This window comes from Sphingomonas sp. 3P27F8 (assembly GCF_005502745.1).
In the GTDB taxonomy this organism is placed as follows: Bacteria; Pseudomonadota; Alphaproteobacteria; order Sphingomonadales; family Sphingomonadaceae; genus Sphingomonas.
In genome coordinates this window covers 1-15091 of record NZ_SCNL01000007.1, presented here as the reverse complement: position 1 = coordinate 15091, position 15091 = coordinate 1, and the positions used below count along the sequence as shown (strand labels likewise).

Annotated in this window: 13 protein-coding genes; 12 read left to right on the top strand and 1 reads right to left on the bottom strand. The window is 68.9% G+C overall.

The genetic code is table 11. The features are described 5' to 3' along the window. Positions 1 to 140: 140 nt before the first annotated feature. A complete protein-coding gene (locus FFS35_RS09645; RefSeq protein ID WP_249341555.1) occupies positions 141 to 2279 on the bottom strand; it encodes a transglycosylase domain-containing protein in 2139 nt (712 codons plus the stop codon). A 63-nt stretch (positions 2280 to 2342) separates the two neighbouring features. Between FFS35_RS09645 and FFS35_RS09640 the strand changes: the two genes are divergently transcribed. The 12 genes from FFS35_RS09640 to FFS35_RS09590 form a co-directional block, all read left to right on the top strand. Next, positions 2343 to 2942: an NAD(P)H-dependent oxidoreductase gene (locus tag FFS35_RS09640; RefSeq protein WP_137786883.1), complete on the top strand. Its 600-nt coding sequence runs from the start codon at positions 2343 to 2345 to the stop codon at positions 2940 to 2942. Between the two features lie 72 nt (positions 2943 to 3014). Beyond that, positions 3015 to 4778 carry an amidohydrolase family protein gene (locus FFS35_RS09635; protein WP_137786882.1) on the top strand — a complete coding sequence of 588 codons (1764 nt, stop codon included), beginning with the start codon at positions 3015 to 3017 and terminating at the stop codon, positions 4776 to 4778. 89 nt (positions 4779 to 4867) lie between these two features. Beyond that, positions 4868 to 5983 (top strand): hypothetical protein, encoded by a 1116-nt coding sequence (locus FFS35_RS09630; RefSeq protein ID WP_137786881.1) that lies wholly within the window; start codon positions 4868 to 4870, stop codon positions 5981 to 5983. Continuing rightward, positions 5980 to 7380 (top strand): phosphotransferase family protein, encoded by a 1401-nt coding sequence (locus FFS35_RS09625; protein WP_212742191.1) that lies wholly within the window; start codon positions 5980 to 5982, stop codon positions 7378 to 7380. Before FFS35_RS09630 ends, FFS35_RS09625 begins: the two co-directional genes overlap by 4 nt. Further along, positions 7377 to 9659, top strand: a complete 2283-nt coding sequence (locus FFS35_RS09620; RefSeq protein WP_137786880.1) for a CoA transferase — start codon at positions 7377 to 7379, stop codon at positions 9657 to 9659. Before FFS35_RS09625 ends, FFS35_RS09620 begins: the two co-directional genes overlap by 4 nt. Positions 9660 to 9669: 10 nt before the next feature. Beyond that, positions 9670 to 10473, top strand: coding sequence for a crotonase/enoyl-CoA hydratase family protein (locus FFS35_RS09615; protein WP_137786879.1), 804 nt, complete (start codon positions 9670 to 9672; stop codon positions 10471 to 10473). Position 10474: 1 nt separating this feature from the next. Next, positions 10475 to 11980 (top strand): acetyl-CoA acetyltransferase, encoded by a 1506-nt coding sequence (locus tag FFS35_RS09610; RefSeq protein ID WP_137786878.1) that lies wholly within the window; start codon positions 10475 to 10477, stop codon positions 11978 to 11980. Between the two features lie 91 nt (positions 11981 to 12071). Continuing rightward, positions 12072 to 12512 carry a ribose 5-phosphate isomerase B gene (gene rpiB, locus FFS35_RS09605; RefSeq protein WP_137786877.1) on the top strand — a complete coding sequence of 147 codons (441 nt, stop codon included), beginning with the start codon at positions 12072 to 12074 and terminating at the stop codon, positions 12510 to 12512. Continuing rightward, positions 12509 to 13816 carry a serine hydroxymethyltransferase gene (gene glyA, locus FFS35_RS09600; RefSeq protein WP_137786876.1) on the top strand — a complete coding sequence of 436 codons (1308 nt, stop codon included), beginning with the start codon at positions 12509 to 12511 and terminating at the stop codon, positions 13814 to 13816. Before rpiB ends, glyA begins: the two co-directional genes overlap by 4 nt. Positions 13817 to 13824: 8 nt before the next feature. Continuing rightward, positions 13825 to 14001, top strand: coding sequence for a small multi-drug export protein (locus FFS35_RS19975; RefSeq protein WP_171007582.1), 177 nt, complete (start codon positions 13825 to 13827; stop codon positions 13999 to 14001). 124 nt (positions 14002 to 14125) lie between these two features. Further along, positions 14126 to 14587, top strand: a complete 462-nt coding sequence (gene nrdR / locus FFS35_RS09595; RefSeq protein ID WP_137786875.1) for a transcriptional regulator NrdR — start codon at positions 14126 to 14128, stop codon at positions 14585 to 14587. Next, the coding region (locus tag FFS35_RS09590) for an RNA methyltransferase (RefSeq protein ID WP_137786874.1) at positions 14584 to 15091 on the top strand (508 nt) is incomplete at its 3' end. The genes nrdR and FFS35_RS09590, both read left to right, overlap by 4 nt.

Sequence of the window (15091 nt, the reverse complement as noted above, 5' to 3'; positions counted from 1 at the left end):
TTCGCCTCTAATGCTGCTGTGGCTGGCCTGCGATCATCCGCGCGTGCGTGTGACCCGGGCACGCCCGCTCTACCGTTCGGCGCGTCGCTGTCGACCCGATTCTCCCGCTTGGATCAGAAGCTGGGTCGGCCGTGCCGGTTTCAGTCGCGCGGGGGTGCCTCGGGCGGCGGCGCGCGCTCCTCGCGGCGCGGCGGCGGCGGCGTGTTGTCGCGCGCCCGGTTGACCACGATCGACCCGTCCTGTCCCACCTTCAGATCGATCCCAAGCCCCTTGAGCTGCCCCTGCACGCCCTGCACCTGGCCCTGTATCTGGCCTGCGACCGGAGCGAGCACATTATCCGCCACGTCGTCGATCACCGCCTCGGGATCGATCTCCTCGGGCGGCGGCGCCTTCACCACCGGTTTCAGATCGAGCGCGGAAACCATGAAGTTGCGCCAGATCTGCGCGGGGATGCCGCCGCCGTGCAGCCCCGGATTCGGCGTGTTGTCATCATTGCCGATCCACACGCCGACGACCAGATCGCCCGCGAAGCCGATGAACCAAGCATCGCGCCCGCTCTGCGATGTGCCGGTCTTGCCATAGGCCGGAACGGAGAGTGCGGCGGCGCGCCCGGTGCCGCGCATCGAGGCGGCGAGCAGCTCCAGCATTTCGTCGTGAATGGTCGACGGCATCGTTTTCTGGCCGCCGGTGAGCGAGGCGTACCACGGCTTTTCGCTATTGTCCTTCAGCCCGCGCGCCTGAACCGGATAGCGTCCGTCGGCGACCCCGGCGAATGCGGCGGTAAGTTCGAGCAACGACACTTCCGACGTGCCGAGCGAGATCGTCGCCTCATTGGCGATCGGGGTGGAGATGCCGAGATCGCGCGCCGCGCGGATCACGTTCTTCACGCCGACCTGCTCGGTAACCCGCGCCGCGACGACGTTCGACGAACGCTGGAACGCGCGGCGCAGCGGTATCCTGCCGAGATAGTCGTTGGTGTCGTTCTTCGGTTTCCACCCCGCGATCTCGACGGGCGAATCATCGACCTCGGTTTCCGGGGTCATCCCGGCGCGCATCGCGGCGAGATAGACGAACAGCTTGAAGGTGGAGCCGGGCTGGCGCCGCGCCTGCGTCGCGCGGTTGAACGGGCTTTTGGCGTAATCGCGGCCGCCGACCATCGCGACGACCTCGCCGGTGCGCGTCATCGCCACCAGCGCGGCCTGCGCCTGGCGGAGCCCGGCCTGCCGGATCACGCGCTCGGCCGTGCGCTGGAGATCGCGATCGAGCGTGGTGCGGATGACGGCCTCGTTGCGGATCTCGCCCGCCTGATCGCGCGCCTCGGGCAGCACCCAATCGGCGAAATAGGTGCCGCTGGGAAGCTGCTCCGGCCGCTTCGCCAGCACGCGCTGCGGCTGGACGGCATCACCCTCCGCCTTCGTGAGGAAGCCGGCATCGACCATCGCCCCCACCACCACCATCTCGCGCGATTGCGCGCCATCGAGATTGCTGGTGGGCGCGAGCCGCGACGGCGCCTTGACCAGCCCCGCGAGCATCGCCGCCTGCCCCACGTTCAGCTTGTCCGGCGCGCGCCCGAAATAGTGTTTGGCCGCCGCCGTCAGCCCATAGACGTTATCGCCGAAATAGACGTTCGACAGGTAGCGCGAGAGTATCTCGTCCTTGGTCAGCCACGCTTCCAGCCAGAACGCGATCATCACCTCGCGCAGCTTGCGCGCGGCGGTGCGATCCGAATCGAGGAAGGCGTTCTTGGCGAGCTGTTGCGTGATCGTGCTGCCGCCCTGCCGCACCCCGCCATGGCCGACATTGGCCCAGGCGGCGCGGGCGATGCCGCGCGGATCGATCCCCCAGTGCGAATAGAAGCGCCGGTCCTCGATCGCGATGAATGCCTCGCGCACATGCGGCGGCAGTTTCGCGGCATCGACGGGGGCGCCGATGATCGCGCCGCGCCGCGCGATCGGCGTGCCGTCCGACGCGGTGAGCGTGATCGAGGGCGGCGTCGGCGGCTTGAGCGAGCGGGAAAGCGGCGCCGTCACCGCCAGCCACGCGATCGCGATGACGAGGAGGACGATCAGCCCGGCGAGGCCGCGCACCAGCCAGCGGCCGATATTGCGCCCGCGCCCGTGCGGCGCGACCGGCGGCTCCGGCGGTGGCTCCGTCGGCCCGTCCTGCCAGGCGTCGAACGCCGGCAGCGGCGCGCGTGGCGCCGCGGGTGCGTGGTTGTAGCGCAGGCGGCCTGTATCGTGGGGATCGGGGATCATATCGTCGTCGTGGCGGTCGGCCATTGGCGTATTACTTCAATAAGACAGTTGCCGCAAGGGGCCGGCGTATGCGAAGGGCTTAGCCCGATGGCGACGGAAGCGAAAGCAGCAAGCGGGGACGATCGCCCGCTTGTGGTGGGGATCGGCGGAACGACGGGCGGCGTATCCTCCACCGAACGGGCGTTGCGCATCGCGCTTGGCGCGGCGTGCGAGGCGGGGTTCCGCACGCGGATGTTCGACGGCGCGGATTTGGCGAAGCTGCCGCTGTACGACCCGCGCAATCCCGAGCGGACGGCGGAGGAGCGCGAGTTCGTCGAGGCCGTGCGGCAGGCGTCGGCGATGATCATCGCCAGCCCCGGCTATCACGGCAGCATTTCCGGCCTGGTCAAGAACGCGCTCGACCTGCTGGAGGAAACCGCGCGCGACGAGGCGCGCCCGTATCTCGCCGATATGCCGGTTGGCCTGATCGCCACCGCTTATGGCTGGCAGGCGACCGGCTCGACGATCGCGGCGCTGCGCTCGATCGTCCACGCGCTGCGGGGTTGGCCGACGCCGTTCGCGGCCGCGATCAACAGCCAGGTCACCAAATTCGACGACACCGGCGGCGCGAGCGATCCGGCGGTGGTGGAGCAATTGCGGATGATCGGCAAGCAGGTCGCCCGCTTCGCGCCGCTGGTGCAGCGCTGACCGACGGCCGCTAACACATTTGACTTAGCGGATCGGCGGACGCACCCTCCCGGAAAATCGAGGAGAGATGCGATGGCTGAAGCAGCCTGGGATCTGGTGATTCGCGGCGGCACGATCGTCGACGGATCGGGCGGCGAACCGTTCGAGGCGGACATCGCGGTGGCCGGGGGCGCGATCGCCGTGGTCGGCCGGGTCGCGGGGCGCGGGCGCGAGGAGATCGACGCGCGCGGCAGGATCGTCACCCCCGGCTTCGTCGATGTGCACACCCATTATGACGGGCAGGCGACGTGGGACGAGCGGCTCCAGCCCTCGTCGTGGCATGGCGTCACCACGATCGTGCAGGGCAATTGCGGCGTCGGCTTCGCGCCGTGCCTGCCGGAAGATCGCGACCGGCTGGTGTATCTTATGGAGGGGGTGGAGGATCTGCCCTATCCGGTGCTCACCGCCGGCCTGCCATGGAACTGGCAGAGCTTCCCCGATTATCTCGATGCGCTGGCGCAGCGCCGCTTCGATCTCGACGTCGCGACGCAACTGCCACACGCGGCGGTGCGGGTGAACGTGATGCGCGAACGCGGCGTGGCGCGCGAGCCGGCGACGGCGGACGATATCGCGCGGATGGCGGCGATCGCGCGTGAGGCGGTGGAGGCTGGCGCGCTCGGCTTCTCGACCAGTCGCACGCTGAACCACCGCACCAAGGCCGGCGAGCCCACCCCCACGCTGACGGCGGAGGAGGATGAGCTGACCGGCATCGCGATGGGGCTTGCCGCCGCAAACGGCGGGCGCGGCGCGGGCGTGTTGCAACTCGTCAGCGATTTTCACCCGGATGCCGCGGGCGAATTCGCGATGTTCCGCCGGATCGTCGAGAAATCGGGCCGCCCGCTCAGCTTCAGCCTCGCGCAGAGCCATCAGGCGCCCGATTCCTATCGCCTGATCCTCGCTGCGCTGGAGCAGGCGGTGGATGCCGGGCTGCCGATGAAGGCGCAGGTCAGCGCGCGCGCCGTGGGTGTGCTGTTCGGGCTGGATCTCACGGTCAATCCGTTCAGCGCGCACCAGAGCTATCGCGACATCGCGGGGCTGCCGATCGCGGAGCAGGTCGCGCGGCTGCGCGATCCCGCGTTGCGCGCGAGGCTCGTCGCCGAGGCGCCGAGCCCGCGCGGGCCATTCGGATCGGCCAATTTCGCGGCATGGAGCGGCATGTATCCGCTGGGAGCCGACAGCCCCGATTACGAGCCGACGCCGGATCACACGATCGCCGCCATCGCCGCGGCGCAGGGGCGCGATCCCAAGGAAGTGGCGCTCGATCATCTGCTCTCGAACGACGGGCGCGGCATCCTCTATCTGCCGTTCCTGAGCTATGGCTACGGCTCGCTCGATGCTTCCTACGAGATGATGATGCATCGCGATACGGTGCCCGGTCTGTCCGATGGCGGCGCACATGTGGGCATGATCTGCGACGGCAGCTTCCCCACCTCGCTGCTGACGCACTGGACGCGGGATCGCGTGCGCGGGCCGAAACTGTCGCTGCCGTTCGTGGTGAAGCAGCAGGCGGCGGATACGGCGGCGCTGGTCGGCCTGGGCGATCGCGGCATGATCCTGCCGGGGCTGCGCGCGGATCTGAACGTGATCGATTACGACAATCTCACATTGCTGGCGCCGGAGGTGATCCACGACCTTCCGGCCGGCGGGCGGCGGCTGATGCAGCGCGCGCGCGGCTATGTCGCGACGATCGTGGCGGGCCAGATCACCTATCGCGATGGCGAGCCCACCGGGGCGCTTCCCGGGCGGTTGGTGCGTGGTGCGAGAGGTGCGCCGGCGGCGCGGCGTCTGGCGGCATAACTTCTGTTATTGTTTGATTGACAGCGCCGCCGCCGCTGGTCCAACCGGGGGCGACGTCGATAGAACGCGACCCCTGAAGGAGAGCGGGCATGGTGCTTACCAAGGGCGATGATTATCCGATCCACCAGACGGCGGAGCCGGTCGCCTATGCGGGTACGGATCGCAATTTCTACGATCGCTATTTCTTCAACGGCTATGCACCGGAACCGGGGCAGGATGGCTTCTTCGCCGCCGCGCTGGGCGTCTATCCGCATATCAACGTGATCGATGCCGCCTTCTGCGTGCTGATCGACGGGCGCCAGGTGAATCTGCATGCCAGCCGTGGCCTCGGCATGGAGCGGATGGATACGACGGTCGGCCCGATCGCGATCGAGGTGATCGAGCCGCTCAAGGCGCTGCGCCTCACGGTGGATGCGCCCGATGAGCGGATCCGCGCCGACATCACCTTCACCGGCCGCGCCTTTCCGCTGGAGGAGCCGCGCTTCACGCGCCGCAACGGCCCGCGCGTGCTGATGGATGTGACGCGGCTGACGCAGAACGGGCGCTACACCGGCTGGATCGAGGTGGACGGCCGGCGGATCGACGTGGACGGCTGGCTCGGCACGCGAGACCGCTCGTGGGGCGTGCGCCCGATCGGCGCGCCCGATGCGCAGCCCGCCAGCCCGCCGATCGCGCCGCAGTTCTTCTGGCTGTGGAGCCCGTGCGCGATGGAGGGCGGCGAACTTTACTGCCACACCAACGACGACGCGCACGGCCGCTTCTGGAACCGGCGCGCGACGTGGCGGCCCGAAGGGGGCGGCCCGGATGACGAGCATCATTACGAAACGGCGGATTACGCGATCGACTGGCGCAAGGGCACGCGCCACGCGGCGGGCGCGTCGCTGTCGCTGCGCGACGAGCGGGGCGAAACCAGGGTCGCGTTCGATATCGGGCCGACCTTCCAGATGCTCGGCCTTGGCTATGGCCACCCCACCTGGGCGCATGGCCGCCATCATGGCGAGGCGGTGACGGTGGAACGCGAGGATTTCGTGCCGGCCGAGCTCGATCCGATGCTGCCGCACCATCTGCACATCCAGGCGGTCGTCGGCGTGACGATGACCGCGCCGGACGGCACGGTGACGCGCGGCAAGGGCGTGCTCGAGCAACTGGTGATCGGGCCGCATGCACCATCCGGCTTCCGCGACATGCTGGATGCCGCCCGATGATCGGCCCGCAGATCGAGGCGTATCTGTCGCGGGTGTGGGGCACGCAGGTGGTGATCCGCGATCTGGCGCGCATTCCCGGCGGGGCGAGCCGCGAAACCTATCGTTTCGACGCGTTCGTCGATGGCGACCGGCGACGGCTGATCCTGCGGCGCGAGCCGAAAGCCGGGCTGATCGAAACCGAAAGCGAAACCGAGTTTCGCGCGTATCAGAGCGCGGCGGGCGTTCTGCCCGTTCCCGGCGCGGTGGCGCTGGAGCGTGACGGGGCGGAGCTGGAGCGGCCGTTCTTCCTGATGGAGCGGATCGACGACGGGCAGGTGATAAGCCCGTTCGACCGGGCCGGATTCGGCGATCACGCGGCGGCGCTTGGCGAGCAGTTCTTCACCGGCCTGGGGCGGCTTGCGGCGCTCGATACGGCGGGCACGCCGATCGCGGCGCACCTTCCCGCCCCGGCGCCGGGCGAATGCTGGCGCATCGCGCTCGATTACTGGGAAGGCGTGATCGGCGAGGATGCGTTCCTGCCGCAGCCGATCGTGCGCGCCGCGATCCGCTGGCTGCGCGCCAATCCCCCGCCGCCCGCGCAGCGCATCGCGCTCGTTCACGGCGATTATCGTTCCGGCAACATGATGCATGACGGCGCGGGGCGGATGCTCGCGATGTTCGATTGGGAGATGGCGCATCTGGGCGATCCGCTGGAAGATCTCGGCTGGGCGCTCAATCCGATCTGGGATCATTTCCAGGCCGGCAGCGCATGCGGCATGGTCTCGCAGGAGCGCGCGCTCGAGATCTGGCGCGCAGCGAGCGGGCTGGAGGTCGATCGGGCGGCGCTCGATTGGTGGCTGATGTTCAATTCGGTGAAGGGCGCGGCGATCTGGCTCTCCGCTTTTCGCGAGTTCGTCGATGGTGGGCACAGCGATCCCGTGCTCGGGCTGTCGGGGTGGTATGTCGGGCGGCGACAGGATGCGGTGATCGCCGCGGCGCTCGCCGGGCGCGGCATCACGCCCGATCCGTCGGGCGAGGCGCAGAGCCAGCTCGGCCATGTGCTGATCGGGGCAGGGGTCATCGCCAGCGGCATGGCGCAGGCGATCGGCGCGGGGGACGCGTTCGGCGCCGCCACGCTCGGCGGCACGGGCGCGCTGGCGCTGCTCGCCGCGCAGGAAGCGGAGAAGGCGGCAGCCTGGCGCCTTGCCGACATAGCGGAGATGCGGGCGCTGCTCGGCGACGCTGTCGACGGCGACACCGCGATGACGCTCACCGCGCTCGATGCGCGCTGGGCGGCGCTCTCGGATGCGTTGATCGCGGCGCACGATCGTGTCGCGGCGGCGGGTGGCGACGAAACCGGATTCGTCGATTTCTATCTGCGCAGCGCGGCGCGCCGCGAGCTGGTGTTGCCGTCATGACGCCGGCGGACCTGCCGCTCGCGGGCGTGCGCGTGATCGATGCGGTGCCGGGGCCGCTCGGGGCGATCGGCCGTTTCCTGCGCGAGCTGGGTGCCGACGTGATCCGCATCGAGCCGCGCGGGGGCGGCGCGGATCGCCTGACCGGCCCGAAGGCGGGCGGCATCGCGCTCGGTTTCGCCGCCGCCAATCTCGGCAAAAGGGTCGCGACGATCGATCTTCCGGGCGATGCGGCGCGGTTGCTCGATCTGGCTCGTGACGCCGACATATTGCTCGAAGCGCGGCTGCCCGGGCTCGATGTGGAGGCGGTGCGGGCGGCGAACCCGGCGCTGGTGGTGGTTTCGATCAGCGATTTCGGCGAGAACGGCCCGTGGAAGGACTGGCAGGCGAGCGACGCGGTGCTGCATGCGCTGACCGGCGGGCTCTCGCGCTCCGGGCTGCCGGGGCGGCCGCCGCTGCTGCCGCCCGGTGAACTGACGTTTCAGACGGCGGCGCCACAGATCGCCTATCTGGCGCTCGCGGCGTTCATCGCGCGGTTGCGTACCGGCAGGGGCGACCGGCTCGATATTGCGCTGCTGGAGGCGGCGATGCAGGCGCTCGATCCCGGCTACGGCCTGTCGGGCAGCGCGCAATCGGGTGTCCCCTTGTGGAAGATGGCGCGCACCCGCACGGACGAGCGCCATCGCTACCCGATCTTCCGCTGCGCCGACGGTTTCGTGCGGCTGTGCGTGCTGGCGCCGCGGCAGTGGCGCGGCATGTTCAAATGGATGGGCGAGCCGGCGGCGTTCGCCGGCGCGGAGTGGGAAAAGCTCGTCACGCGCTATCGCTCGGCGGCGTTGAGGGAGGCGTTCGTGCGCTTCCTCGCGCCGAAGACGCGGGCCGAGATCGAGGCGGAGGCGGAGGCGCATGGCGTGCCCGCCGCCGCGCTGCTCGATGTGGCGGAGGCGATCGAAACCCCCCAGATGATCGCGCGTGAGGCGTTCGCGCCGGTGGAGATCGCGCCGGGCCTGCGCCTCCCGTTTCCGAACGGCGCGGTGGAGATCGATGGCGTGCGCGCAGGCATAACCGGCGGCGTCCCGGAGGCGGGCGGCAGCGCGCGGTTCGGGGGCGCGCGGCCGGTGTTCGCGGCGCCGGCGCCGGCGGACGCGCCGCTCGCCGGCATTCGCGTGCTCGACATGGGGGTGATCGTCGTCGGTGGCGAGACGGGGCGATTGCTCGGCGATATGGGCGCGGAGGTGGTGAAGGTCGAGAACGGCGCCTTCCCCGATGGTCAGCGCCAGTCGCGCGACGATGCGGCGGTATCGCTCACCTTCGCCGCCGGGCACCGCAACAAGCGCGGGCTGTCGATCGATCTGCGCTCCGCGCGCGGCAAGGCGCTGTTTCTCGATCTCGTGCGCCAGGCCGACGTGCTGGCGTCCAATTTCAAGCCCGGCACGCTCGCCGCGCTCGGCTTCGATCGCGAGACGCTGGCGGCGGCGAACCCGCGGCTGGTGACGGTGGACAGTTCCGCCTTCGGCCCGACCGGGCCGTGGTCCGCCCGGCTCGGCTATGGGCCGCTGGTGCGCTGCGCGGCGGGGCTTACGAAGCAATGGACCTATCCCGGCGAGCCGGAAAGTTTTTCCGATGCGGTCACCGTCTATCCGGATCATGTCGCGGCGCGGATCGGGACGTGCGCGGTGCTGGCGCTGCTCATCCGGCGGATGCGCACCGGGCGCGGCGGCAGCGCCAGCCTGAGCCAGGCGGAGGTGATGCTGGGCGAGAAGGCGGCGGAGATCGCCGGGCTCGCCGCCGCTGCCGCCGGTCTGTCGATAGAGCCTGGCGCCACGAGCGAGGACTGGCTGATCGCCTGCGCGGGGGACGACGAATGGTGCGCGGTGACGCTGCGGGATGGCGCGGATCGCGCGGCGCTCGCCGCGTTGACCGGCGGCAGCGATCGCGCGGCGGCGGAGCGATGGGCGGCCACCCGCGCGCCCGACGAGGTGGCGGCGACGCTCCAGGCGGCAGGCATCCCCGCCGGGATGATGGTGCGCGTCGTCGATATACCGGCCAGCCCGCAATATCGCGCGCTCGGCACCTTCCGCGAGGCGCGGCATCCGCTGATCGACGCGCCCTTTCTGGTCGAGGGGCGGCCGGCGCGATCCGGCGGGCTGCCCGATCCCGATCAGCGCCCCGCGCCCCGCATCGGGGAGGACAGCGCGGCGGTGGTGGCGGACTGGCTCGGGCTGGAGGAGGATGCGGTCGCCGCGCTTCTCGGCGACAGGATCATCGAACAGGCAGCTTGAAGGAGAGGATATGAGCGCTCTTGGCAATGACGCCGTGACGGTTGAAACGCGCGGCAATGTGATGCTTGTCACGATCAACCGCCCCGAGGCGCGCAACGCGGTGAACCGCTTCGTGCACGAAGGCGTGGGGGATGCGCTGGAGGCGGCCGACAAGGATCCCGAGATCCGCTGCGTGATCGTCACCGGGGCGGGCGACAAATCCTTTTGCGCCGGCGCCGATCTGGTCGCGCTGTCGCGGGGCGAGAGCCTCGCGCCGGATGACAAGGCCAAGCAGGCCTGGGGCTTCGCCGGGATCGTCAGCCACGCGATCTCCAAGCCGGTGATCGCGTGCGTCAACGGCACCGCGCTGGGCGGCGGGCTGGAGATTACGCTCGCGTGCGATCTTGCGGTGGCGGTGGATGACGCGCGGTTCGGCCTGCCCGAGCCGAAGCGCGGGCTGTTCGCGGCGGCGGGTGGCGTGTTCCGCCTGCCGGAGCAGCTGCCGAAGAAGATCGCGATGGAGATGATCCTGACGGGCGATCCGATTTCCGCGCAGCGCGCGCTGGAGCTCGGCCTCGTCAACGCGGTCGCCCCGCGCGAGGGGCTGCTCGATGCGGCCTTCGCGCTCGCCGAGCGCATCGCGGTCAACGCGCCGCTCTCCGTGCAGGCGTCGAAGCGGATGGCGCAGGGCATCGCGGACGGCAAGGTGGCGCGCGAGGAAGCCGCCTGGGCGCAGAACCGCAAGGAGACGATCGTCGTGTTCACCAGCGAGGATTCGCGCGAGGGGCCGAAGGCGTTCGCCGAGAAGCGCGCGCCGGTATGGAAGGCGCGCTGAGGTGGCGGCTGATCCGGAACGCGTCGCGGTGATCGTTGGCGTCGGGCAGGTCAGCGACCGCCCGGCGGACCCGATGCAGGGGCGCGATTCGCTCGGCCTGATGGTCGCCGCGCTGGAGGAGGCGGATCGCGATGCCGGCGGCGGCTGGCTGGCGGATGCCGGCTCGGTCGCGGTGGTGCAGCAGATCAGCTTCCGGCAGGATAATCCGCTGGCGCAGAAGGTGGCGGACCGGATCGGATCGGCGGCGCGAATCGTGTATGAATCGGTCGGGCCGAACGGCGACAGCCCGATATTGCTGCTCAACGAGGCCGCCAATCGCATCGCGACCGGCGATGTGAAGATCGCGGTCGTCACGGGCGGCGAGGCGCTGCGCACCGCCAGCCAGCGCGCCGCGCTGGCGGCGAAGACGGCGGTGGCGGATCAGAATCCGATCCGCAATCTCGCGAAGGGGCGAGCGCCGGGCTATCGCCAGATCCACGGCCTTGCCGCGCCGGTCGATGTCTATCCGCTGTACGAGAACGCCGGGCGCGCCGCTTACGGGCAGACGCTGGCCGAAGGGCAGCGCGAATCCGGCGAGATCTGGTCGCGTTTCAGCGCCGTGGCCGCAAGCACCCCGGCGGCGTGGATTCATGCGCCGAAAAGCGTGGACGAGGTGATCGAGCCGACCGCGGAGAACCGCCCGATCGCTTTCCCGTACACCAAGCTGATGGTCGCCAATTCGAGCGTCAATCAGGGCGCCGGCTTCATCGTCACCAGCCTTGCCGAAGCGCGCCGGCGCGGCGTGCCGGAGGGGCGGATCATCCATGTCGGGCGCGGCGCGGCGGCGCATGAGGCGGACGATTTCATGGCGCGCGATCGCTATGACAAGTCGCCGAGCATGGAAGTGTGCCTGAAGCGCACGCTCGAATGGAACGGGGTGACGGCCGGTGATCTCGATCTCGCCGAGCTGTATTCGTGTTTCCCCTGCGTGCCGAAAATGGCGCGGCGCGTGATCGGCTGGCCGCTCGAAAAACCCGCGACCGTGTTCGGCGGGCTGACGTTCGGCGGCGGCCCGATCGGCAATTACATGAGCCACGCGGTGGCCGAGATGGTCGATTCGCTGCGCGCGGGCGACGGGCGCACGGGGCTGCTCTTCGCGAACGGTGGCTTCGCGACGCATAATCATGCGATCGTGCTGGGTGTCGAGCCGTTGCCCGGCGCGGGCGAGGCGCATGCGTTCGATTGTCAGGCGGAGGCGGATGCCGCGCGCGGGCCGGTTCCCGAACTGGTGAAGGATTATGCCGGGCCGGCCACGATCGAAACCTATACCGTTTTCTACGCGCGTGACGGGCGCCCCGGATCGGGCGTCGTCGTCGCGCGGCTCCCCGATGGCAACCGGACGCTGGCGCATGTGCCCGGCGAGGATGCGGCGACGATCGCCTTCCTCACCGATGGCGCGAACGAGCCGGTCGGCAGCGGCGGGACGGTGGCGGCGGGCGGAGAAATGATGGTCTGGCGGCGCGGCTGAGGAGAAAGCCTGGCTTCAACGGTGGCATTCGCGCGGCGGCGGGGTTAAAGGCGCGGGCATCCGTCCATCGCCTCCCAGGAAAGCGTCGCCGATGCGCATCGCCATTGCATCCGATCACGCCGCCGTCGAGCTGAAGACCCTGCTCGCCGAATGGCTGCGCGCGGAGGGGCATGAAGTGCTCGATCTCGGCACGGATGGCGGCGCGAGCGTCGATTATCCCGATTATGGCTATGCCGTCGCCGCCGCGCTGGCCGATGGCCGCGTCGAGCGCGGCGTCGCGCTGTGCGGGTCCGGCATCGGCATCTCGATCGCGGCGAACCGCAATCCGGCGTGCCGCTGTGCCTTGGTCAGCGAGCCGCTGTCGGCGGCGCTCGCGCGGACCCACAACGACGCCAACGCCATTGCGATGGGCGCGCGCCTGATCGGGCCGGAAATGGCCAAGGCGTGCCTCGAAGCCTTTCTCGCGACCGGGTTCGAGGGCGGTCGCCACCAGCATCGCGTCGACAAGCTATCCATGAAGGAGCCAGCATGAGCACGAATCCCGCCAATCTCACCGATGTGCAGCCCGATGGCTTCTTCACGCGGGGCCTGGCCGATGCGGATCCCGCGGTGTTCGAGGGTGTCGCGCATGAACTAGAGCGCGAGCAGACCCAGATCGAGCTGATCGCCTCCGAGAATATCGTCTCGAAGGCGGTGCTGGAGGCGCAGGGCAGCGTCTTCACGAACAAATATGCGGAAGGCTATCCCGGCAAGCGTTATTATCAGGGCTGTCACCCCTCCGACGAGGTGGAGCAGCTGGCGATCGAGCGCGCGAAGGCGCTGTTCGGCTGCGGCTTTGCGAATGTCCAGCCGCATTCCGGCGCGCAGGCGAACGGTGCGGTGATGCTGGCGCTCACCAGGCCGGGCGATACGATCATGGGGCTCAGCCTCGATGCGGGCGGGCATCTCACGCATGGCGCGAAGGCGGCGATGTCCGGCAAATGGTTCAACGCCGTCCAATATGGCGTGAAGCCCGATACGCATCTGATCGATTACGATCAGGTCGAGGCGCTGGCGCGCGAGCACCGGCCGAAGCTCATCATTACCGGCGGCTCCGCCTATCCGCGTCACATCGATTTCGCCCGCTTCCGCGCGATCGCGGACGAGGTGGGGGCGTTGTTCATGGTCGATATGGCGCATTTCGCCGGGCTGGTTGCGGGCGGGGTTCACCCCACGCCGTTTGGGCATGCCCATGTCGTGACGACCACCACGCACAAGACGTTGCGGGGCCCGCGCGGCGGCATGGTGCTCACCGATGACGAGGCGATCGCGAAGAAGATCAACTCGGCGGTCTTCCCCGGCCTTCAGGGCGGCCCGCTGATGCATGTGATCGCGGCGAAAGCCGTCGCGTTCGGCGAAGCGCTGCGGCCCGAGTTCAAGACCTACGCCGCCGCTATTATCTCTAACGCCAAAGTCCTCGCCTCCACCCTCGCCGAGCGTGGCGCGCGTATCGTGTCCGGGGGCACCGATACGCATCTGGCGCTGGTGGATCTCACCCCGCTGGGCGTGACGGGCAAGGACGCGGATGAGGCGCTAGAGCGCGCGGGCATCACCTGTAACAAGAACGGCATCCCGAACGATCCGCTGCCGCCGATGAAGACGAGTGGCATCCGGGTCGGCTCGCCCGCGGGTACGACGCGCGGCTTTGGCACGGCGGAATTTCGGGACATCGGCAACATGGTCGCCGATGTGCTGGATGGTCTTGCCAAAAACGGAGAGTCTGGCGACGCACAGATTGAGGCGCGTGTTAGGGAACGAGTTCGTGCGTTGTGCGCTCGTTTTCCCGTCTATCAGTGAGGAACGACATGTCGAAGATCGACGAAGTGCAAAGCAATGTGAAAAACACGCCAGGCCTGGGTAAGAAGATGGCAAAATATGGCGCGATCGGCGCTGTGGTTGCGATCCCGTTGCCGTTTGTCGGCCCCGTGCTGGGCGCTATCGTGGGCGCGGGCGTCGCTTACGCGCGTCGCGACAAGGCTTGATCGCGCCATCATCTGACTGACTGGCGACGGCCCACTCCGCCGCCCGCTTTCCACATCGCGCGAGCTATGGGAAATGCGGGCGCTGAGTGGGCTTTTCCTTACGCGTTACAAGGATTGAAACGAAATGCGCTGCCCGTTCTGCGGCCATGATGCGAGTCAAGTGAAGGACAGTCGCCCGACCGACGACGGCACGGCGATCCGTCGCCGGCGCCAGTGCGAAGGCTGCGCGGCCCGCTTCACGACATTCGAGCGCATCCAGCTACGCGAACTGGTAGTGGTAAAAAGCCAAGAGCGGCGCGAGCCTTTCGAACGCGAGAAGCTGATCCGCTCGATCGGCATCGCCGCGCGCAAGCGGCCGATCGATGGGATCGCGATCGAGCGGCTCGTATCCGGCATCCAGCGGCAGCTGGAGACTAGCGGTGACGGTGAGGTCACCTCGAAGCGAATCGGCGAAATGGTGATGGAGGGGCTGAAGGGTCTCGATTCCGTCGCCTATATCCGCTTTGCCTCGGTCTATCGCGATTTCAACGAGGCCCGCGATTTCGAGGAATTCGCCGGCTCCGTCGAGGAGATCGGGCGCGGATGAGTGCACCGCCGCCCCCCATCATCGTCCTGGTCCGGCCGCAACTCGCTGAGAACATCGGTAAGGCGGCGCGCGCGATGCTCAATTTCGGTCTGACGGAGATGCGGCTGGTCTCCCCGCGTGATGGCTGGCCCAATCCGCTTGCCGGGCCAGCGGCTTCCGGGGCTGATATCGTGCTGGAGCAGGCACGTGTGTTTGAGAGCGTTGCAGACGCCGTCGCCGATTGCGCGCATGTTTATGCCACGACGGTGCGCAAGCGAGGCGTCACCAAGCCGGTAAGGACACCGGAAGCGGCGGCGCTCGCGATACGAAGCGCTGGCGAGCGATCGGCGATCCTGTTCGGCCCCGAGCGCTCCGGCTTGGAAACCGATGACGTCGCGCTGGCGCGGACGATCCTGACCGTGCCGATCAACCCGGAATTCGGCAGCCTCAACCTTGCACAGGCGGTAATCCTGATCGCTTATGAATGGTCAAAGGGCGAGACGCTCGCCAGCCCCCCTACAACCG